Here is a 20,461-nt window from a genome sequence, read left to right as displayed (position 1 = left end):
GGCAACGCAACCATCGTGATTCCGCATTCTTTCCTGCAGGATCTGCTCAACCGCGTCGATATCGTCGACGTGGTCGGACGGTATGTGCAGCTCAAGAAGGGCGGTGCAAACTTCATGGGGCTTTGCCCGTTTCATAACGAGAAGAGCCCTTCGTTCACGGTTAGTCCGACTAAGCAGTTCTATCACTGCTTCGGTTGCGGTGCGCATGGAACGGCAATCGGCTTTCTGATCGAGCATGCCGGACTGACGTTTCCTGAAGCCGTCAACGAACTGGCGCAATCGGTGGGCCTGACGGTGCCGCACGAGCCTTCGATGCGCGGCGGTGTCGGCGGCATCAATGGTAGCGGCGGCGAAGGCTATGCGCCGGCGGTATCGAAGGCGGTCACGACCGCGTTATCGGACGTGATGCAAACCGCGTGCGATTTTTACCGCAAGCAGCTGCGTGGCGCGCCGAATGCAATTCAGTATCTGAAGAAGCGCGGCCTGACCGGCGAGATCGCGGCGCGCTTCGGTCTCGGTTATGCGCCGGACGGATGGCAGAACCTCGAGGCAACGTTTCCCAATTATCGGGACAATGCGCTCGTCGAAGCGGGGCTCGTGATCGTCAGCGAGAAATCGGATGCGCAGGGTCAGAATCGCCGCTACGACCGGTTTCGCGAGCGCGTGATGTTCCCGATCCGGAATGTGAAGGGACAGGTCATCGGATTCGGCGGACGCGTGCTCGATGGCGGCGAACCGAAGTATTTGAATTCGCCGGAAACACCTCTATTTAACAAGGGCAGCGAGTTATACGGGCTTTTCGAAGCGCGGCTCGCGATCCGGGAACAACAGTACGTGCTGGTGGTTGAAGGGTATATGGACGTCGTCGCGCTGGCCCAGTTGGGGTTCCAGAACGCGGTTGCGACGCTCGGCACCGCTTGCACGCCGATTCATGTGCAGAAATTACTGCGTCAGACCGACACGGTGATTTTCAGCTTCGACGGCGATGCTGCCGGCCGGCGCGCGGCACGCCGCGCACTCGACGCATGCCTGCCGCATGCGGCGGACAACCGGACCATCCGGTTCCTGTTCCTGCCCACGGAACACGATCCGGACAGCTACGTGCGCGAATTCGGCACCGAAGCGTTCGCGGAGCAGGTCGAGCGGGCGATGCCGCTGTCGCAGTTCATGCTGAACGAGGTGCTCGCGGGCAAGGAACTGGATCAGCCCGAAGGCCGGGCGCGTGCGCTCTTCGATGCGAAGCCGCTCTTGCAGGCGTTGCCGGCCAATGCGTTGCGCGCACAGATCATGCACATGTTCGCGGATCGCCTCGACGTGCCGTTCGACGAAGTCGCGGCGCTGTGCGAAGTCGACGCGCGGATCGCAGCCGCGGCGCGCTCGGCGCCCGCGCGCAAGGACCGGCGCAGCGTAACCGGTATCGAGCAACGTGCGTTGCGCAACCTCGTCATGCATCCGCGCATCGTCGCGATGCTCGATGAGGAGGCAGAACGCGATTTGCTGGCGGTAACCCGTCATGCGGAGCTATTCGAGGAAGTGCTGACACACGCTCGGGCGTTGGGTGAGACGGCCGAATTCCAGTTGCTGTCCGATCTATTGCGCAACGGTGCGAACGCCCCAACCTTCGAGGAAATTTTTCGCGAAATTCTGGACTATGATGAAAACGTTCGGGATTTGTTGCTGAAAGACCCCGAGGATGCGAGCGTCGCCGAAGAGCGCCGTGAGCATGAACGGCTCGCCGGCGAGGAACTGAAAGCGGCGATCCTCAAGATGCGCTACGACGCGTCCCGTGAACGCCTTGATCAGTTGGCTCGTCAATCCAGACATACGCCGGAAGAACTGGCGGAATTCAACGGTTTGAGTCAAAGGTGCGCTGTTATGAAGCGCCAGCTCGGGCTGTGAAGAAGATTGTAAAGAAGGTGGTGAAAGAGGTTGTGAAGAGGTTGTGAAGCGGAAGTGACAAGGGAAGGGCTGAAAAGCAGGTGCTATAATAAAAGGTTTTCAGCGGTTTTATTTCCAGGCAAAGGCGAAAGGCGATTGCAATGGTAAAGACTACAGGCGGAAAGAAAGCGACAGGCAAAGGCTCCGAACAGCCGACCACGAAGGTCACAGAGGCCAGGTCCGCAACTTCCGCAACAAAAACGTCTGCCCAGAGCGCCACGCCAGCCCGGAAGCGTACTTCCACCGTTTCCGCCGCGCGAGCGGCTCCGGTGCAGGCGGCGAAAGCTGTCGCGGCGGTGACGAAACGGCCGGGCGCCGGAAGCTCGAAGGAAGACGCAAGGGACGCGGCTGCCGCGCAGGACGATGCGGCAGTGCGCGAATCTCCAGTATCCACGGTTCAACCGGCTGTTGTCCACCAGCCGCGAGTCGAGACTACAGCCGGTACGGCGAACTCCATGACGAAAAAGCTGAACGAAGTATCCGTCGATGACGACGCAACCACCCAGAGCGAAGAAGTTGCAACTCCCGCTCAGGGGAAAGGCGAAAAGGCCAAGGCACGCGACCGCCGCGCGAAGGAGAAAGCGCTCCTGAAGGATGCGTTCGCCTCCACGCAGCCGGGCACCGCGGAAGAGCTCGAAGAGCGCCGCTCGAAGCTGCGCGCGCTGATCAAGCTCGGTAAGGAGCGCGGTTTCCTGACCTACGCGGAAATCAACGACCACCTGCCGGACAATTTCGCCGAGACCGAGGCGATCGAAGGCATCATCAGCACGTTCAACGACATGGGCGTGGCCGTCTACGAGCAGGCGCCCGATGCCGAAACGCTGCTCCTGAACGACAACGCGCCCGCCGCATCGTCGGACGACGAAGTCGAAGAGGAAGCGGAAGTTGCGTTGTCAACGGTCGATTCCGAATTCGGCCGCACGACCGACCCGGTGCGTATGTACATGCGCGAAATGGGCACGGTCGAGCTGCTCACGCGTGAAGGCGAAATCGAAATCGCGAAGCGGATCGAAGATGGCCTGAAGCACATGGTCATGGCGATCTCCGCGTGCCCGACCACGATCGCGGACATCCTCGCGATGGCTGAGCGCGTCGCGAACGAAGAGATCCGCATCGACGAACTCGTCGACGGTCTGATCGACGAAAACGCCGCCGACGCGGACGGTTTCTCCGAGCAGGAAGCGGAAGCGATCGAGAACGAAGACGAGGAAGCCGAAGAGGACGAGGAAGAAGAGGAAGAGGACGACGACGGCGCCGCGCAAGCCACGGCGAATGCCGCTCAGCTCGAAGCACTGAAGCGCATGTCGCTCGAAAAATTCGCGCTCATCAGCGAATGGTTCGACAAGATGCGCCGCGCGTTCGAGAAGGAAGGCTACAAGTCGAAGTCGTACCTGAAGGCGCAGGAAACGATCCAGAACGAACTGATGAGCATCCGCTTCACCGCGCGTACCGTCGAGCGTCTGTGCGACACGCTGCGTGCGCAGGTGGACGAAGTGCGTCAGGTCGAGCGTCAGATCCTGCACACGGTGGTCGACAAGTGCGGCATGCCGCGCGCCGAGTTTATCGCCCGCTTCCCGGGCAACGAGACGGACCTCGAGTGGTCGGACAAGATCGTTGCCGAAGGTCATTCGTACAGCGCGATCCTCACGCGTAACATCCCGGCGATCCGCGAACAGCAGCAGCGTCTGCTCGATCTGCAGGCGCGCGTCGTGTTGCCGCTGAAGGACCTGAAGGAAACCAACCGCCAGATGGCGGCCGGCGAACTGAAGGCGCGTCAGGCCAAGCGCGAGATGACCGAAGCGAACCTGCGTCTCGTGATCTCGATTGCGAAGAAGTACACGAACCGCGGTCTGCAGTTCCTCGACCTGATCCAGGAAGGCAACATCGGCCTGATGAAGGCGGTGGACAAGTTCGAATATCGTCGCGGCTACAAGTTCTCGACGTACGCGACGTGGTGGATTCGCCAGGCGATCACGCGTTCGATCGCGGATCAGGCGCGTACGATCCGTATCCCGGTTCACATGATCGAAACGATCAACAAGATGAACCGCATCTCGCGTCAGATTCTGCAGGAAACCGGTCTCGAGCCGGATCCGGCAACGCTGGCCGAGAAGATGGAGATGCCGGAAGACAAGATCCGCAAGATCATGAAGATCGCGAAGGAGCCGATCTCGATGGAAACGCCGATCGGCGACGACGACGATTCGCATCTCGGCGACTTCATCGAAGACACGAACACGGTCGCACCGGCCGACGCAGCGTTGCACGCCAGCATGCGCGATGTCGTGAAGGACGTGCTCGACTCGCTGACGCCGCGCGAAGCGAAGGTGCTGCGCATGCGTTTCGGTATCGAGATGAGCACGGACCATACGCTCGAGGAAGTCGGCAAACAGTTCGACGTGACGCGTGAGCGTATCCGTCAGATCGAGGCGAAGGCGCTGCGCAAGCTGCGTCACCCGAGCCGTTCGGACAAGCTGAAGTCGTTCCTCGAAGGGAACTGACGTTAGCGTGTTTTGAGTTGATCTGGCCGCTTCGGCGAAGCGGTCCGGTCGATGTCTTCATGCGGGGCTTCAGGGTTGTTTCGTGTGGTACGCGAAGCAGTCCCGGAAGCCCCGATTTCGTGTAGTATGTCGGCCAATCAGCGATCAGGCCCGGCCTTGCAACCGGGTCTTTTTCTTCTTTGGGCCGGACGCCGTGCTGGTTGCAGGCAGCGGACTCATAATCCGCCTCCGAAAGGACACCGTCGGTTCGAATCCGACCCGGCCCACCAAGTTTCGCAAGTGTGTCAAAGGCTCCCTGGGCCACTGCTTGTTCCGTCTCCTTGTTCCCGCTTCGCCCCTCCGATTTTCCCCTTCCGTGATGGCTGCTCAGGCAGCATACGAAGACATTCCATTTAGTTAGCTCTACAATTTATTCTGCGCTCGATCGACAGCATGCAATGCATACGATCGCGAGAAAAGAATGGCGCGTTCCCATGTAGCCCGCTTTCTTTTATTATTACGTATGACCAGCAACGGCCATCCCGAATTGGCATGAGCAAATTATGCCGTTTGGATCGCTCGCAAGGGCCGGGTACATTCGTTGGCGGGGAACCAGCTAATGCACTTGGGGAAACGTTTGCCGTGCCTGTCGAAGTTCGAAGTCAGGCAGCAATAGTAATTTCCGAAAACTCAAAGAAGCAATAATGCAAATTAGATCAAGGTTAATCACGACGTCCGTCGTGGCTGTATTTGGTTTGGCTGGGTGCGCAACGGAATCGTCTCAAGCACTGTCGGTACCTACGCCTGTTCCTGTCCAGGCGTCTGCGGCACAAAGCCTCATGAAGGTCTCGGTCGGAAAGTTCGACAACCGCTCGACCTATATGCGAGGCATTTTCTCTGATGGTGTCGACCGCCTGGGCAGTCAGGCGAAGACCGTTCTTGTCACGTCGCTGCAGCAAACGGGGCGCTTCAACGTACTGGATCGCGACAACCTCGGGGAAATCCGGCAGGAAGCAGGATTCGCCAACAAAACGCTGCACATCAAGGGCGCGGATTTTGTGATCACGGGGGACGTGACCGAGTTCGGTCGCAAGGAAGTCGGCGACCAGGAACTCTTCGGAATTCTCGGTCGCGGCAAGCAGCAGGTTGCCTACGCAAAGGTGAGCCTGAACGTCGTCAATACGTCCACATCGGAAGTTGTCGCATCGAGCCAGGGCGCCGGGGAATACAGCCTGTCGAACCGCGAGATCATTGGTTTCGGCGGAACCGCGAGCTACGACTCCACGCTGAACGGCAAAGTGCTCGAGCTTGCGATGCGAGAGGCCGTGCGGCATCTGCTTGAACAGGTCGACGCCGGCACGCTGAAAATGTAGCTTCCCAGCTCCAACCGTTGGAAGCACCGCCCGGCGGGGGCGATTCAGATAAAATTCGAATACCTAACTAACGATGAAAACGAAAAAATTCGCTTTACGGGGTTCGCTGTTGTCGGTTGCATTGGGTGGCGTTGTTGCGCTAACGGGTTGCGCAAACCAGAACGCGACGCCGCCGCTGTACCAATGGACGGGGTATCAGCCGGAAGTCTACGCCTACTTCAAGAACGTGAAGTCGCCGCAAGAACAGATCGACGGGATGGAAAAATCGCTCGAGCAAATCGCCGCGAAGGGTAATCATCCGCCGCCCGGTTTCTACGCGCACCTCGGGATGCTTTACGCATCTGTGGGCGATGACGACAAGGCAATGAAGGAGTTTGCCGCGGAGAAAGCGGCGTTTCCCGAGTCGTCCGCTTTCATGGACTTCCTGGCCAAGAACAAATAACCCGAGAACACCATCATGCGCCGTCATTTTTCTCTTACGCTTGGCTGCGGCTTGCTCGCCGCGGTATTGCTTGCTGGCTGTGCCGTGCCTAACCGGCACGTCGACTACACCGCGTTCAGAAAGAGTCAGCCTCGAAGCGTGCTGATCTTGCCGCCCCTCAACGACACGAACGATACCGCCGCTGGCTATAGCCTGCTTTCACAGATGACGCTGCCTGTTGCCGAAGCCGGCTACTACGTCGTGCCGGTTGCGGTGATGGAAGAGACGTTCAGGCAAAACGGCCTGACGACGCCAAACGACATTCAGGCGGTATCGATGGACAAGCTTCGCGAGTATTTCGGCGCGGATGCGGTCATCTACCCGAAAGTGTCGAAATACGGCTCGGTCTATCAGATCGTGGACAGCACAACCATTGTTTCCGCGTCGGCGAAGATGGTCGACCTGCGAACGGGCGACACTCTTTGGGTGGGCTCCGCTAGCGCGAATGGCAAGGAACTCGGTGGCAATGTGAACGCAGGCGGCGGCATTATCGTTGCGCTCGTGCAGGCGGCCGTCAAGCAGGTTGCGCACAACGTCACCGATGAAAGCCACGATGTCGCCGCGCTCGCCGCGAATCGTCTTCTGAAAGCAGGGCCGCCTGATGGGCTGCTCTACGGCCCGCGTTCTCCGAAAGTGGGAACGGACTGGTAAACCGGTTGAAATAAACAGGGCAGGGAAGGCTAGGCAAGCCGCTTACTTCCCCTGCCCCCGATGTCCCATCGCGCGCGAAATCCTAAGCGCGCACGCTTCCACGTCGGGCGCAAACTCCTTCATCTTGCGCGCGGTAAGCCGCTCGAGCGGCCCGGATATGCCCACCGCCGCGATTGGCTGATCAAGCCCGTTGAACACCGTCGCGGCCACACCGCCGACCCCTTCGCGCCACTCCCCATTATTGACCGCGTAGCCCACGCGGACGACCTTCTGCAACTCCGCCTTGAGCGCCGGCAGCGATGTGATCGTCACGGCCGTATGCCGGGTTAGTTGCTTCGCGTAGCCATCGAGATAGCCCTCGTGCTGATAAGCAAGCAGCGCCTTGCCTGTCGCAACGGCATACGCGGGACCGCGTCCGCCCACCATCGAATACGCGCGAATCGGCTGCGCGCTGTCGATCTTCTCGACATACACAACGTCCAGTCCGTCGAGCACCGAAAGATGCACCGTCTCTTCGGTGCGCTCGGCGAGGGCACGCATCAACGGCAGCGCGACCCTGCGCACATCGAGCTGCGCCAGTTGCCGCGCGCCCAATTCGAACAAGCGGATCGTGCCGCGATAGCCGCCGGCCTGTTCGTCCCGTTCCACATAGCCGGCGTGAATCAGCGTCTGCAACGTGCGATGCGCATTGCTGCGCGTGAGCCCGACACGGTTTGCCAACTCTTCGATGGTCTTCGGCTGGTTCTCGAGGTCGGTGACCGCCTCAAGAACGACGAGACCTTTGAGCAGTGTCTTGTCCATATTAACTTCCTAAATAATAGGAAGTCTATCACGCATTTTGGCCAGAAAAAACAAGGCACGCACCACTGCCGGATCACGAACTCATGACGCAACCGTCGATATCTCCCGCACGCTGTTTCTGTCGCCACGCACGACGGCCAGCGTCGCGACCAGCGCAAGCAGCGCACCGACAGAAAGCCACGCGCCCGGCACCGCCTTGTTCCCCGTTACGTGAATCAGCAGCGTGCAGATCGCCGGCGTAAAGCCGCCGAAAATCGCTTGCGACAAGCTGTACGCGAGCGAAAAACCGGTGCCGCGCACATTCGGCGGAATGATCTCGGTGAGCGTGACGACGAGCGACGCCTGATACGTTGCATAGAGCACCGCGAAGCCGACCTCGACCGCGAGCAGCGTGCCGAACGAAGGCGCACTCACGAGCCAGCTCATCGTCGGATACGACACCAGCGCGATGATCAGCGATGCGCCGAGCAGCATCGGCTTGCGGCCCACCTTGTCGGACACCGCGGCCATCAGCGGAATCATCACGAAGGTCGTGATCGCGACACCGATCGTCACCCAGAACGTATCGATCGGCTTGAGGCCGAGCACGGCGCGTCCGTAGGTCGGCGTATAGGCGGTGATCAGATAGAACATGATGCTCGTCAGCGTCACGAGCATCGTCGACCAGAGGATGATCTTCCAGTTCGTTGCAAGCGACCGGAAAATATCTCCGACCGATTGCGGCTTTTGCGCCTTGAACACCTGCGATTCCTGCACCGAGCGACGAATCCAGAACAGCACCGGAATGATCGAGCAGCCGAACAGAAACGGAATGCGCCATCCCCATGCATCCATCTGCTCTGCCGACAGCGTAAAACGCAGCACGACGCCGAGAATGGCCGCGATCAGCACGGAGATCTGCTGGCTCGCCGATTGCCACGACACATAGAAGCCGCGCCGTCCGGGCGGTGCGATCTCCGATAGATAGACCGACACGCCGCCCGATTCCGCGCCCGCCGAGAACCCTTGCAGCAAACGGCCCGCAATGACCATCACCGGCGCGAGCAAGCCGATCGACGCATAGCTCGGCGTCACTGCGATCAGCAGCACGCCGATCGACATCAAGGTTAGCGTAAGAATCAGGCCCGCGCGCCGCCCGTGCCTGTCCATATACGAGCCCAGCACGATCGCGCCGAGCGGCCGCATCAGAAAGCCCACGCCGAACGTTGCGAGCGACAGCAGCAGCGAAATGAACTCGTTGTCGCCCGGAAACATGGCCTTCGCGATCGACGACGCGTAGAAGCCGTAGACCATGAAATCGTACATCTCGAGAAAATTTCCGCTTACCACGCGAAATACGGTTCCAGCTCGCGCATCGGGCGCGGTGTGCGTCGCCATCTTTGTCTCTCTCCGATTCAGATTTAAATTCCTAAAATTCAGGAACACATTCTCAAATTTTGGTTTACTTGATCCTCGCACCGCTGCAAAATGAGGTCAAGCGGCAACGCGGCATCCAGGGGAATTCCCTGGAGCCGCGCCATACCGCGTTCGCAAATGCACTAATCAGGGTGCCGAATCAGGCGGCACGAACATCGGGCGAATCAGCGAGGGTTGAGATGGAATTGCCACTTCAGGGAATCCGGGTCATCGAGTTCTGCAACGTCGCGGCGGGGCCTTATTGCGGCATGCTGCTTGCCGATATGGGCGCGGACGTCATCAAGGTTGAACATCCGGAAGGCGGCGACACGTTGCGCGCGTGGCCGCCGATTTCCGACGGCTACAGCGAGAACTTCGCATCGCTGAATCGCAACAAGCGCTCCGTCGCACTCAATCTGAAAGACGCAGCCGATATCGAACAGGCTAAAGCGTTGATTCGCACGGCTCACGTGTTGATCGAAAACAACCGGCCCGGTGTGATGGACCGTCTGGGTCTCGGCTATGAAGCGATCCGCAAGCTCGTGCCGCGCATCGTTTACTGCTCGATTTCCGCGTACGGCCAGACAGGGCCGCGCGCGCAGGAAGGCGGCTTCGATCTCACGGTGCAGGCGATGAGCGGCATCATGAGCATCACGGGCGAACCCGGTGGCGCGCCGGTGAAATGCGGCGTGCCGCTCGCGGACTTTTCCGCCGGGCTCTATGCCGCATTTTCGATCGCATCGGCATTGCGCGGTGTCGAGAGCACCGGCGTCGGCACACATATCGATGTGCCGATGCTCGGCGCAACGCTCGCGATCGCCGCGTTGCAGACGTCCGAATACTTCGGCACGGGTCGCGATCCGGTGAAGCTCGGCTCCGCGCATCCGCGCAATGCGCCGTACCAGGCGTTCAAGGCGCGCGACACGTGGTTCGGCATGGCCGCGGGCAATAACGCGCTATGGCGCGCCGTATGTCAGGTCGTGGAACGAAGCGATCTCGAAGCCGACGACCGCTTTGCCACGACGACGCTGCGGGCGCAGCATCAGGTCGTACTGCGAGATATCCTTGAAGGCATCTTCGCATCGGCGGACGCTCAGACATGGATCGCCCGTTTTCGCGCCGCAGGCGTGCCGTGCGCGCCGATCAACACCTATTCGCAGGTCCTTGCGGACGAACAGGTCGCGCATATGACCTGGGTTCAACCGCTCGAATTGCCGAATGGCGTGAAAACGCGCACGTTCGCGTCGCCGGTACGCTTTTCCGGCGAGACGCCGCCGATCCGCATGCGCCCGCCCGCGCTGGGCGAACATAACCGCGAACTGCTCGCCGGTGCGGCCAACGAGGTCGAAGCATGAATCTGCTAGCGATCGACAAGTACCGTGAATACTGGTCCGTTACGTTGAAGCGGCCGGAAAAGCACAATGCCTTGTCCGCCGAACTCGTCGAGCAATTGATCGCCGCCTTCGACGACATCGCGGCAGCGAATGTACCGGCCGTGATTCTGCAAGGCGAGGGCCGTTGCTTTAGCGCAGGGTTCGATATGACCGAGGTCGATCAATCGAGCGAAGGAGACCTGCTGCTGCGATTTGTGCGCATCGAAACGCTGCTGCAACGCGTCGCCGCGTCGCCGGCGTTGACGGTTGCACTCGCGCACGGCAAGAACTTCGGCGCAGGCGTGGACCTGATTGCCGCTTGCAATATGCGCGTCGCGGCGCCCGGCACGACCTTTCGCATGCCGGGCCTGCAGTTTGGCCTTGTACTCGGTACGGGCCGTTTCGCGCGCATCGTCGGCTTGCACGAAGCGAAGCGTATCCTTGAGACATCCGAAACGTTCGATGTCGACCGCGCGGTTAGAAACGGCTTTATCGAACGCGCTGCGTCGCTCGAGCAGCGCGACCATGTCATAGCGGATGCGGTCGCGCGGGCCACCTCGCTGTCGGCTGCAAGCCGTGCCTTACTCAGCGATGCGCTGCGCGACGACCATGCTGACGCCGATCTCGCCGCACTGGTCCGCTCGGCGGCCGAGCCTGGCCTCCAGCGCCGCATCGATGCGTATCGAAACCCTGCGTCGAGCCCGCGCAGCGAGCATCCGCAGAAGGAGACGTCATGACCTCCGGCTTTCCCGACACCGACAAGTGCGTGTCCCTTTCAGAACTCGTCGCGCGCGTACCCGACGGCGCGTCGCTCGGCCTTGGCGGCAGCTTTCTGCATCGCGGCCCGTTTGCGTTCGTGCGAGAACTGATTCGTCAGCAAAAGCGCGGCATCGAAGTGATCAAGCAATCGCCGGGCTACGATATCGACATCCTGTGCCGTGCGGGCGTCGCAAGCCGCGCGCGATGCGGCATCGTCGCGATGGAAGGCAACTTCGGCCTCGCTCCGTACTATCGGAAAGCGGTCGAAAGCGGCGCGCTCGAACTTGAAGAGCACGCCTGCGCGAGCCTGACCGCAGGCTTGCGCGCGGCCGCATTCGGCGTGCCGTTCCAGCCCTGCGCGGGGCTGCACGGCAGCGACCTCACACGCATCAACAACTGGAAGTGCATCGAAGATCCGTACGGCAGCGGCGTCGCGACGTGGGTAATTCCGGCCATCGCGCCGGACTTTGCCGTGATTCACGCGAGCAGCGTCGACAGACAGGGCAACGTACGCATTGCCGGCACCTATCACTGGGATCGCATCATCAGCCGCGCTTCGAAGAGCGTGCTTGTGGTTGCCGAAGCAATATCGGGCGAAGACTTTTCGGCTCAGCCGGAGTTGACGGTGATTCCGTACTTCATGGTCGAAGCGTACGCCATCGTTCCGAACGGCGCGTGGCCGGGCTCGTGCTGGCCGCAGTACGCGGTCGATTACGCAGCGGTCGAAGCCTATCTCCCCGCGGGCGTCGAGGTACTCGACGCACACCTGGCTCAGGCGCCGGAAGAAAGGAGCGCGCATCATGCATGAACCGTGGTCAGGCTTCTCGTATATCGTCACGAATCTCGCGCGTTTCATCCGTCCGAATGAAATCACCTTTAGCGGTGTGAATTCGACGCTGCCGATGCTCGCCTGCCTGATGGCCAAGCGCGCCTACGACTGGGACTTCGTCTATATCAACGTCGCGGGCGGCGTGAACCCGACGCCGTCGTCGATTCCCTTATCGAGTTCTGACCCGGTGCTGGCCGAAGGCTCGGCCTCGATCTTCGCGAACGAAGACTTCTACGACCTCTGCGCGCGCGGCCGCATGGACCTGACTTTCCTCGGCGCGGCACAGCTCGATGGAAATGGCTGCGCGAACAACTCCTGCATTGGGGAATGGGATCATCCAAAAGTCCGCCTGCCCGGTGGCGGCGGTGGCGCCGTCATGCTGCCGACGGCCCGTCGCGCATGTACCTGGCGTACCGAACATTCACGCCGAACCCTTGTGCAGAAGCTCGATTTCGTCACGTCGTGGGGCGGCATGCATGGCGTCGTCACACCGCTTGCGGTGTTCGTGAAGCGCGATAACCGGCTCGCACTACAGTCCTGGCACCCGGAATCGAGCCTCGACGAAGTGCGCGACCGGACCGGCTTCGAATTCGATGCAACCGGTGCGGAGCCCACGCAGCCGCCGAGTCGGCGTGAGCGCGAAGCGCTGCGCGGACTCGATCACGACGGGCAATTCGAACGCGACGCGGCCATTCGCTTGAGGTAAGCACGATGCTGAAGCAATCCGATTCGCCGCGGAGCACGCCAGGCGGCGCAGAAAATGGCGTGGACAGCGCCACGCAAACGCTCGCACAGGCACTCACCTCATACTGGGGCGAGCCGCAAGTCGCGCCATTGACCGCACTCGATGACGGCAGCCGGTCGTACACTTACGCGCAGCTCGCGGATGCAACCGCAACGACGGCCACCAGCCTGTATGCGCAAGGTCTCGCGCGAGGCGACGTAGTGGCGATCGCAATGAGCCGCTCGCTCGATGCGGTTATCGTTCTGCTTGCCGCGATCCGTTGCGGGCTGTGCCCTTGCGTGCTCGAACCCAAGCTGCCGGCCGAGGAAATCGATGAGCGCTTGACGCTGGTCGGTGCGAAAGGCTTGGTATTCGATCCAACCAACAGCGAACTCGTGCAGGCGCTCAAGCTCAATTTCGGTTGCGCCGTTCTTGCGGTTGATTTCGCACAGCTCGATACGCGCGCCGAAACACGATTCGAAGCGCAATCCGAAGCCGCCGATTCAACGCGTGAACTCAACATCGATGCGCAAACGCCCGCGTTGCTTCTCTTCACATCCGGAAGCACCGGCCGTCCAAAGGCGGTCGAACTGACGCAACGCGCCCTGTTGAACAATGCGCTGGGCGTAATCGCCCACACAAGCCTTTCGCCGCAAGACCGCCTGCTGCATGTGATGCCGATCTATCACACGAACGGCGTGAATAACCAGCTCTTCGCGCCGTTGCTTGCAGGTGCAACGATCGTCTTTGCCGATCGATTTCGCGCCGACGACATGCCCGCGCTGATGGAGCGGCATCGCCCGACCATTATCACGGGCGTGCCGACGATGTATTCGCGGATGCTGTCGCAGACGTTCACGCCGGCGTCGCTTGCCGCGCTAAGAATCGCGCGATGCGGCTCGGCGCCGATTACCGAGACCTTGCACCGCGAAGTGGAGGCAAAGCTCGGCTGTCCGCTCGTCGTTTCGTATGGGTTGTCGGAGGCGACGTGCACGAGCACGATGAATCCGCCCGACGCGCGCCGGATCGGTTCGGTCGGCACGGTGCTGCGCGGGCAAGCGGTCCAGTTGCGGCAAGCCGACGACACGATGACGGCTACGCCCGGTGTCGAGGGCGAGATCTGTATTGCCGGACGAAGCGTGATGACCGGTTACCTCGGCGCGCAAGACGCGACCGCGCGCACCGTCACCGACGGATGGCTGCGTACCGGCGACCTCGGCCGTTTCGACGAAGACGGGTATCTGTATGTCACCGGCCGCATCAAGGATGTGATTATTCGTGGCGGAGAAAACCTGTCGCCGTTGCTGATCGAAAGCGTGATTGTCAGCGAGACGCGTGTGCGAGCCTGTTGCGTGGTCGGCAAGCCCGATCACGATCTGGGTGAAGTCCCGGTCGCAGTGGTGGTGGCAGGAAGCGATTCGACCCTGCAGGCGCAGGATATTTGCGATTCGGTGCGCCGCAAACTGTCGCGCATTTACGTGCCGCACGAAGTCTATTTCGTCGATGCGCTTCCCGAGACGGCGGTCGGCAAGGTCGATCGCAAGTCGCTTGCGGGGCTGGTGCGCGATGGTTTGCTTCAGGCTGTGGAATAGCTCCGGTAAGATTCCTTTAAGGTCGCTTGAAGTGGCGCGAGCTTGCGTCAATTTGCGTAAGCTCGCGTGACCTCATGTCTGCGCACCCAGCTAAAAGCGTAAAGCTCAAATCTCATTGAGACGGCCCGCTTAGGCAACAGGGAAGCATTCATCGCTTCTACCATGTGCCTTAATGTCCTGCCCGCGCCCTGCGGGCACGCCTTAAAAAACTTCGTGCGCTATCCACGCATCAGCTTGCGTTTTTCGCCAAGCATGGAATGACATCACCCCTCCTCGATGTCGAAGTTTAACTAGCCAGGCAAGTCACGCCTGTCGATGATGCAGATAACGGCACGCAACCTGTCAGCGTGTCCAAAGCAGCATCACTGCAATGCCTGTCCGTTTGCATTGAGCCTTGCTAGTTGAACAAGCTTTTAGTAGTCGGAGGGTTGCCATGCCGGGTCTCGCATCGATTTTCCGTCGACCGCTTTTCCGTCGACCGCAGCTTTTTCGAGAGTCGGGCAATGCTGCAGCCAATGCTGTCGCAAACCCCGGTGTTGAATCTCCCAGCTCAACCATACGAGCCGATGGGTCCCGTGACCCATCGGCTCGCGAGCACGGGACTCGCACTGAGGCCGAGCGCCTCGAACGCGTGGCCGCCTATGCGCGCGCCGGCTATTTCAACATGGGATACACGTACGAGATGTTCCATCTCGCCGGCGAACTGCCGCCGCCTGAATGACCGGCGGGAATCGCGCGCGGGCACCGGACGCATAGGCACGGCGCACGTAGAATCTGTTTTCGCAAGGACGGAGTAAAACTCATGAGCGACATCGTCATCGATCAACCCGTCATGGTCGAGGCCGACCTGAACTATCTGGTGCCTGACGGCGGGCGGCCCTACCGTTATATGTACGAGCCGCCGTCGGGCGTGCCGCGTGAAGCCGGCACCTATCGCGCGTATCGCATGCCGATCGTCAATGCGCGTGTCGCGGCGCCGCCGGGTGGGTTGTCGATCGACCGCAACGGCTTCGAACTGCATGCGCATACGAGCGCACTCGACGATTTCTCCGACCCGCGCGCCATCGAATCGGTGTACTACCCCGAATCGATCCGGCTGATCAAGCGGCTGACCGGCGCGCGCAGCGTCGTCATTTTCGACCACACGCTGCGCGATGCCGATCCGGCGACGCGCGCGCACAACGGTCACGAGCCGGTGAAGACGATCCACAACGATCAGACCTTCGTCTCGGGACCGCGCCGGGTACGCGAACTCGCGCCCGCCGGCGAAGCCGACGAGTGGCGCAAAGGACGCACGGCGATCATCAACCTGTGGCGCCCGATCGTCGCGCCGGTCGAATCGTCGCCGCTGGCGATGTGCGATTCGCGCAGCATCGCGCCGGGCGACATGATCCCGACCGATCTGCACCGCCAGGACGGCACCAGCGGCGAAGTCTATACGTTCGCGTATAACGTGCAGCACCGTTGGTACTATTTCCCGCAGATGACGCCCGACGAAGTCGTGCTGCTGAAAATTTTCGATTCGGCCGGAGACGGGATCGCCCGATTGACCGCGCATAGTGCATTCGAAGATCCGACCTCGCCTGCCGATGCGCTGCCACGAAAGAGCATCGAATTGCGCTCGGTGGTGCTGTTCTGAGGCTTTTCCGAAGACTGCGGGTCTGATGCTTGCGGCGGCATCCCGGTTCGCCGCGAGCCGGGCCTGACCGCACGGGTCAGGCGACAAAGGTCGGGCCCCACGGGCTGCAATTTACGCACGACCGAAACAATTACCTTTTATACTCGCGCCGAACGAGGCTAAACCGGTTAGCCTGCAACCGTTGACAACATAACGGAGAGGCAAGCGGCGCGATGGAAACGACGGTCATTTCGAGCTGGGGCGCGTTCGTCGATCTGTGTTCGGATCTCGACGGCTGGGCCTTTCGCGGGCAGCCCGATGCGCGCTGGCATCTGCAAAGTTCGTTGTCGCGTTATCTGCTTGCTTATGTCGCGGACCGTTCGGAATGGCAGGCGCGTGAAGCGCGCGCGATCCGCATTTTCCGGCGCAAGGCTCACAATTACCTTGCAAACCCTGAACTGCTCGACGACGATCTGCGTTGCCTGAGCCTGATGCAACACCACGGCGCGCCGACGCGCCTGCTCGATTTCACGAAGTCGCCGTTCGTCGCCGCATTTTTTGCGCTCGAACGCACGACGACCGATGCCGCCATCTTTGCGTTGAACACGCCCGCCCTATGGCGCAACAGCGCGCGTCCGAAAGCCGCGCCGTCGCTCACGCGCAATGAACTCGACCCGCGCGTGAAGGGCAATCTCGAACGGTACTTCCTTAGCAACGAAAACGAGGTGATCTGGTTCGGCGAACCCTCCGAAATGGACGGCCGCCTGATCGCGCAGTCCGGCACGTTCGTCGTGCCGGGCGTCATCGACCGGCCGCTGCATGCGATTCTCGACGACTACGAAAGCGACGCCGAACTGCTGCGCAAGATCATTTTGCCGCCGGGGCTGCGCAGCGACGCGATGCGCTGGCTATACCGGATGAATATCACGAACGCATCGCTGTTTCCCGATCTCGATGGTCTGGCGAAGTCGATCGCGGTCGAACTCGAGATGGTGTGGCCGAGCCTCACATTCGGTTCATAACCGGCCACGGCAAACGGTGCACCGTCGATGCACGTTACGCGGCTCAAAAACTCAATGTCTCGTGCGCCTTGACGATCGCGCTTGCGATCGTCTCGATCTGCTCGCGTTTGAGCATCGCCTGGGAGCGCAACAATTGATAGGCCTCGTCTTCCGACACTTTGCGCGCATCCATCACGATGCGCTTCGCCTGCTGGATCACGCGCAGATTTGCCTGCTTCTGTTCGAGCCGCTCGATATAGCGCTCGCGCATTCGGGACGCCTTGCATTGAGTGAGCGCGACGGCAATCGCGGTAAGCAGGCCGAATGAGCGAACCGGCGATGGAATGGTCGCAAACGCATTCAAACGCAGCACGGCTTCGATCGTGATCGGATTCTCATAGGTGACAACGGGTATCACGGGCGGCGTCGAGTTCGTGCCGAGCCACGGAAACGAGGTCGCAAGCGTCTCCGGGCGCACTGCCATGACCACGAGGCCGGTGCCGGGCGGCAAGCTGTCGAGCCGCGGCCAGAACACTTCGACGTCGCAGCCGATGCGCTGCAGCTGTGCGAGCAATTCTTCGCCATCCTGATCGTGCGGGTGAATTACCGCGACTTTCAGCGAGCGCAAATCGCGAAGAATGGCGGGAGTGCCAGTGACCGGTTTCATCGGACGGCTCCTGAGCGCGCGAGATCGGGATGCCCGGTCGCGGTCCACGCGGGCGTCGTATGCGACACCACGTACGGGTCCGCTTTCACGCGGCCCGGTGCGCGTCCGATGATGTCGAACTGGCCGCGCGCATTCACGCGGCCGATCAGCGGATGCAGATACGTATGATGGTTGTGCTCGTCGATGCGCACGCGTCCTTGCGGCGCGTCGTATTCAAGGCCCGGCAGCACGCGAAGCAGCAAGGTCGGGTCGTCCGAACCGACCCGGCGGATCGCATCCGCGAGCAGATGCATCTGGAAATAGGCCGCTTCCCAGCACATATTGGCCGGCTGCTCGCCGCCGAAGCGCGCCTGATAGCGGCGCAGCGCTGTGACGTTCGCCGGCGTATCGATGCTTTGAAAATAGGTGGCCGACGTGATATGGCCTTCCGCCAGATCGTTGCCCATCACGGCGATCTCGGCCTCGCTCGTCATGTGACTCGCAATCGGCATCCTGTAAGGATCGAGTCCGACATGCGCGAATGCGCGATACAGATGCGGAATGCCCTCGCCGACCACGGTCGAGAAGATGAAGTCGGGCGCCCGCTGCTTGATGCGCAGCGCTACGTCCAGATAGCTTTGCCACGGCGCATCGAGCGCGAGGTAGGTCTCCTCGACTTTCTCGCCGCCACGCTCGAGAATCAGATCGCTCATCACACGATTCGATTCGTAGGGACAGACGTAGTCGGAGCCGATCATGCTGACGCGCAAGCCGAACTGCGTGAGCATGAAGCCGGCTAGCGGCAGCGTGTTCTGATTCGGCGCGGCCCCCGTATAAATGACATTGCGGCTATATTCGAAGCCCTCATACGGCGTCGCATAGAACAGCAGCGCGTTGTGCCGCTCGACGATCGGAATCACGGCTTTGCGCGTGCTCGACATATAGCAGCCGACGATGATCTTGACGCGATGTTCGAGAATCAGCTGCTCGGCGAGGTCCGCATAGCGCCGCGGCGCGCATTGCGGATCGAGACAGACGAGTTCGATCGGCCGGCCCGATACGCCGCCCGCCTGGTTGATCTCCTCGGCCGCGAGCATCGTGGCTTGCAATTGCGTAACCTCGGCAGCGGACGTGACGCCCGAGCGCGAATACAGCACACCGATCCGGATAGGGGCCGACGTGAGGCCCTGCACGTTGCTTGTCATGAGTGTCATTCGAAAGACGTTGCTTGTGCGTGCCGCGCATCGCTGGTGCAGGCGTGCACAGTCTGCGTGCGGCCTGCGCGTGCGTGCGGGTGCGCGGCGCCTGTCGATAATGCCCGCTGCGCATCGCACGGCGCAAGTGAACAATATGCGGAGTGCGTTGCGTCAAGGTTTATTGCGCGCGCCACCGTGCGCCCACCTATCGTTGGCATACCGATTGCTTTTTAAGGTTCGCTGACCCCGCGCATGTAGCGGATCAGCCAACCTCTTTGCGTCGCTCGAGACAAAGGCGTCTCGCGCGGCACCGGCCAAAAAAGCCCGAAACCGGTTCGTCCGGTTTCGGGCTTTTTGCGTTTGCGGTTTTCTTATACACGTCGGAGTGAAGCACATGAAAAGACGTACCTTCCTGTCGGCAGTCGGTTCGGGGTTGGTGACCGCTGCTGGCGCCGCGCTGCCCAAGGCCGCGTTTGCAGCGGGCAGCGGCGAGCCGATCAAGCTCGGGCTGCTGTTTTCGCAGTCGGGAACCATGGCGAACAACGAGTCGCTGCTGAAGGACACGGCGCTGATGACGATCGATCAGATCAATGCCAAGGGCGGCGTAATGGGCCGTCAATTGCAGGGCGTGGTCGTCGATCCAGGCTCGGACTGGCCGATGTACGCACAGCTTTCAAAGCAGCTGATCCAGCGCGACAAATGCGCGGCGCTGTTCGGCTGCTGGACGTCGGTATCGCGAAAGTCCGTGCTGCCGGTCGTCGAAGCGCAGGACAGCCTGCTGTTCTACCCGCTTCACTTCGAAGGCGAGGAGCAGTCGAAGAACGTCGTCTATCTGAATTCGCCGCCGAGCAGCTCGGTGTTGCCTGCGGTGGACTATCTGATGAGCGATCAGGGCGGCGGCGCGAAGCGCTTTTACATGATCGGCAGCGACTACGTGTGGCCGCGCACGATCAACAAGATGCTGAAAGGCTACCTGAAAACCAAGGGCATTCAGGAAACCGCGTGGCGCGAACACTACGTGCCGTTCGGTCAGTCGAATTTCCAGACCATCGTGCGCGAGATCAAGGATTTCGCCGCTCAACCGGGCGGCCAGGCGATCGTCGTGATGACCGTGGTCGGCGATTCGATTCCGGCGATGTTCAAGGAAGCGATCAACCAGGGCATTCGCGCGACCGACATTCCGATCCTCGGCCTCGACGTCGTGGACAGCGACCTCGAAGGTCTCGACACGAAGCCGCTCGTCGGTCACCTGAGCTGCTGGTGCTACTTCCAGAACGTCGATACGCCGCTGAATCGCCAGTTCAAGAGCGACTGGAAGAACTACGTGACCGCGCACAGCCTGAAGCACCGCCCCGACATGGTGATCGATCCGATGGTGTCGACCTACCTTGGCATCAACCTGTGGGTGAAGGCCGCGACGAAAGCGCATTCGACGAGCCCGGACGCGGTGCGCAAGGCGCTGGCAGGCGAAACCGTGGCGGACCCGGCTGGCTATACGGCAAAGATGGACGAGACCACGCAATACCTGTGGCGCGGCGACATGATCGGCTCGATCAACGCGAATCAGGGTTTCGACATCTTGTGGAAGTCGAAAGACATCGTGA

The 20,461-nt window shown here is 61.0% G+C and carries 18 protein-coding genes and 1 tRNA gene; 15 read left to right on the top strand and 4 right to left on the bottom strand.

Annotation, left to right across the window (positions count from 1 at the left end):
• Positions 1-15 precede the first annotated feature (15 nt).
• From dnaG to ACYPXD_RS28355, 6 genes are all read left to right on the top strand, one after another.
• Positions 16-1,899, top strand: a complete 1,884-nt coding sequence (gene dnaG, locus ACYPXD_RS28380) for a DNA primase (RefSeq protein WP_459719373.1) — start codon at positions 16-18, stop codon at positions 1,897-1,899.
• 140 nt (positions 1,900-2,039) lie between these two features.
• Positions 2,040-4,439, top strand: a complete 2,400-nt coding sequence (rpoD, locus tag ACYPXD_RS28375) for an RNA polymerase sigma factor RpoD (RefSeq protein WP_459719371.1) — start codon at positions 2,040-2,042, stop codon at positions 4,437-4,439.
• 181 nt (positions 4,440-4,620) lie between these two features.
• Positions 4,621-4,708: transfer RNA gene (locus ACYPXD_RS28370), tRNA-Ile, on the top strand.
• 414 nt (positions 4,709-5,122) lie between these two features.
• Positions 5,123-5,791 (top strand): CsgG/HfaB family protein, encoded by a 669-nt coding sequence (locus ACYPXD_RS28365; RefSeq protein ID WP_459719369.1) that lies wholly within the window; start codon positions 5,123-5,125, stop codon positions 5,789-5,791.
• Positions 5,792-5,864: 73 nt separating this feature from the next.
• Positions 5,865-6,233: a DUF4810 domain-containing protein gene (locus ACYPXD_RS28360; protein ID WP_459719367.1), complete on the top strand. Its 369-nt coding sequence runs from the start codon at positions 5,865-5,867 to the stop codon at positions 6,231-6,233.
• Between the two features lie 15 nt (positions 6,234-6,248).
• A complete protein-coding gene (locus tag ACYPXD_RS28355) occupies positions 6,249-6,923 on the top strand; it encodes a DUF799 domain-containing protein (protein ID WP_459719365.1) in 675 nt (224 codons plus the stop codon).
• Between the two features lie 42 nt (positions 6,924-6,965).
• On the opposite strand, the gene ACYPXD_RS28350 is transcribed toward ACYPXD_RS28355, so the two are convergent.
• Positions 6,966-7,724 (bottom strand): IclR family transcriptional regulator, encoded by a 759-nt coding sequence (locus ACYPXD_RS28350; RefSeq protein ID WP_459719363.1) that lies wholly within the window; start codon positions 7,722-7,724, stop codon positions 6,966-6,968.
• Between the two features lie 81 nt (positions 7,725-7,805).
• Entirely contained in the window at positions 7,806-9,101 is a 1,296-nt protein-coding gene (gene tcuC, locus ACYPXD_RS28345) for a tricarballylate/proton symporter TcuC (RefSeq protein WP_459719361.1), read from the bottom strand.
• A gap of 218 nt (positions 9,102-9,319) precedes the next feature.
• Here tcuC and ACYPXD_RS28340 point away from each other — a divergent pair, with 218 nt between their 5' ends.
• The 8 genes from ACYPXD_RS28340 to ACYPXD_RS28305 all read left to right on the top strand — a co-directional run bounded on the left by ACYPXD_RS28340 (position 9,320) and on the right by ACYPXD_RS28305 (position 17,036).
• A complete protein-coding gene (locus ACYPXD_RS28340) occupies positions 9,320-10,474 on the top strand; it encodes a CaiB/BaiF CoA transferase family protein (protein WP_459719359.1) in 1,155 nt (384 codons plus the stop codon).
• Entirely contained in the window at positions 10,471-11,229 is a 759-nt protein-coding gene (locus ACYPXD_RS28335; protein WP_459719357.1) for an enoyl-CoA hydratase/isomerase family protein, read from the top strand. Before ACYPXD_RS28340 ends, ACYPXD_RS28335 begins: the two co-directional genes overlap by 4 nt.
• Positions 11,226-12,059 carry a CoA transferase subunit A gene (locus ACYPXD_RS28330; protein ID WP_459719355.1) on the top strand — a complete coding sequence of 278 codons (834 nt, stop codon included), beginning with the start codon at positions 11,226-11,228 and terminating at the stop codon, positions 12,057-12,059. Before ACYPXD_RS28335 ends, ACYPXD_RS28330 begins: the two co-directional genes overlap by 4 nt.
• Positions 12,052-12,786, top strand: a complete 735-nt coding sequence (locus tag ACYPXD_RS28325; protein ID WP_459719353.1) for a CoA-transferase subunit beta — start codon at positions 12,052-12,054, stop codon at positions 12,784-12,786. Before ACYPXD_RS28330 ends, ACYPXD_RS28325 begins: the two co-directional genes overlap by 8 nt.
• Before the next feature lie 5 nt (positions 12,787-12,791).
• Positions 12,792-14,396 (top strand): class I adenylate-forming enzyme family protein, encoded by a 1,605-nt coding sequence (locus ACYPXD_RS28320; RefSeq protein WP_459719351.1) that lies wholly within the window; start codon positions 12,792-12,794, stop codon positions 14,394-14,396.
• 433 nt (positions 14,397-14,829) lie between these two features.
• Positions 14,830-15,117 carry a hypothetical protein gene (locus tag ACYPXD_RS28315; RefSeq protein WP_459719349.1) on the top strand — a complete coding sequence of 96 codons (288 nt, stop codon included), beginning with the start codon at positions 14,830-14,832 and terminating at the stop codon, positions 15,115-15,117.
• Between the two features lie 81 nt (positions 15,118-15,198).
• Entirely contained in the window at positions 15,199-16,035 is an 837-nt protein-coding gene (locus ACYPXD_RS28310; RefSeq protein WP_459719347.1) for a CmcJ/NvfI family oxidoreductase, read from the top strand.
• 212 nt (positions 16,036-16,247) lie between these two features.
• The gene (locus ACYPXD_RS28305; protein WP_459719345.1) at positions 16,248-17,036 is read left to right on the top strand and encodes an FRG domain-containing protein; all 789 of its coding nucleotides are present in this window, start codon (positions 16,248-16,250) and stop codon (positions 17,034-17,036) included.
• A gap of 43 nt (positions 17,037-17,079) precedes the next feature.
• Here ACYPXD_RS28305 and ACYPXD_RS28300 read toward each other — a convergent pair whose 3' ends face one another.
• Positions 17,080-17,682 carry an ANTAR domain-containing response regulator gene (locus ACYPXD_RS28300; protein ID WP_459719343.1) on the bottom strand — a complete coding sequence of 201 codons (603 nt, stop codon included), beginning with the start codon at positions 17,680-17,682 and terminating at the stop codon, positions 17,080-17,082.
• The gene (locus ACYPXD_RS28295; protein ID WP_459719341.1) at positions 17,679-18,875 is read right to left on the bottom strand and encodes a transporter substrate-binding domain-containing protein; all 1,197 of its coding nucleotides are present in this window, start codon (positions 18,873-18,875) and stop codon (positions 17,679-17,681) included. The genes ACYPXD_RS28300 and ACYPXD_RS28295 overlap by 4 nt, the downstream gene beginning before the upstream one ends.
• 376 nt (positions 18,876-19,251) lie before the next feature.
• On the opposite strand from ACYPXD_RS28295, the gene ACYPXD_RS28290 reads away from it, so the two are divergent.
• Positions 19,252-20,461, top strand: a 1,210-nt coding sequence (locus ACYPXD_RS28290) for an urea ABC transporter substrate-binding protein (protein ID WP_459719339.1), incomplete at its 3' end; no start/stop codon positions are given.

Source organism: Paraburkholderia sp. 2C (assembly GCF_054589215.1).
Note: the sequence above shows the minus strand (reverse complement) of the source record. Positions and strands in the feature narration are given on the sequence as shown.

Coding starts and splice junctions, on each gene's coding strand:
- rpoD (WP_459719371.1), top strand. CDS start 2,040: ATGGTAAAGACTACAGGCGGAAAGAAAGCGACAGGCAAAGGCTCCGAA.
- ACYPXD_RS28365 (WP_459719369.1), top strand. CDS start 5,123: ATGCAAATTAGATCAAGGTTAATCACGACGTCCGTCGTGGCTGTATTT.
- ACYPXD_RS28360 (WP_459719367.1), top strand. CDS start 5,865: ATGAAAACGAAAAAATTCGCTTTACGGGGTTCGCTGTTGTCGGTTGCA.
- ACYPXD_RS28355 (WP_459719365.1), top strand. CDS start 6,249: ATGCGCCGTCATTTTTCTCTTACGCTTGGCTGCGGCTTGCTCGCCGCG.
- ACYPXD_RS28350 (WP_459719363.1), bottom strand. CDS start 7,724: ATGGACAAGACACTGCTCAAAGGTCTCGTCGTTCTTGAGGCGGTCACC.
- tcuC (WP_459719361.1), bottom strand. CDS start 9,101: ATGGCGACGCACACCGCGCCCGATGCGCGAGCTGGAACCGTATTTCGC.
- ACYPXD_RS28340 (WP_459719359.1), top strand. CDS start 9,320: ATGGAATTGCCACTTCAGGGAATCCGGGTCATCGAGTTCTGCAACGTC.
- ACYPXD_RS28335 (WP_459719357.1), top strand. CDS start 10,471: ATGAATCTGCTAGCGATCGACAAGTACCGTGAATACTGGTCCGTTACG.
- ACYPXD_RS28330 (WP_459719355.1), top strand. CDS start 11,226: ATGACCTCCGGCTTTCCCGACACCGACAAGTGCGTGTCCCTTTCAGAA.
- ACYPXD_RS28325 (WP_459719353.1), top strand. CDS start 12,052: ATGCATGAACCGTGGTCAGGCTTCTCGTATATCGTCACGAATCTCGCG.
- ACYPXD_RS28320 (WP_459719351.1), top strand. CDS start 12,792: ATGCTGAAGCAATCCGATTCGCCGCGGAGCACGCCAGGCGGCGCAGAA.
- ACYPXD_RS28315 (WP_459719349.1), top strand. CDS start 14,830: ATGCCGGGTCTCGCATCGATTTTCCGTCGACCGCTTTTCCGTCGACCG.
- ACYPXD_RS28310 (WP_459719347.1), top strand. CDS start 15,199: ATGAGCGACATCGTCATCGATCAACCCGTCATGGTCGAGGCCGACCTG.
- ACYPXD_RS28305 (WP_459719345.1), top strand. CDS start 16,248: ATGGAAACGACGGTCATTTCGAGCTGGGGCGCGTTCGTCGATCTGTGT.
- ACYPXD_RS28300 (WP_459719343.1), bottom strand. CDS start 17,682: ATGAAACCGGTCACTGGCACTCCCGCCATTCTTCGCGATTTGCGCTCG.
- ACYPXD_RS28295 (WP_459719341.1), bottom strand. CDS start 18,875: ATGACACTCATGACAAGCAACGTGCAGGGCCTCACGTCGGCCCCTATC.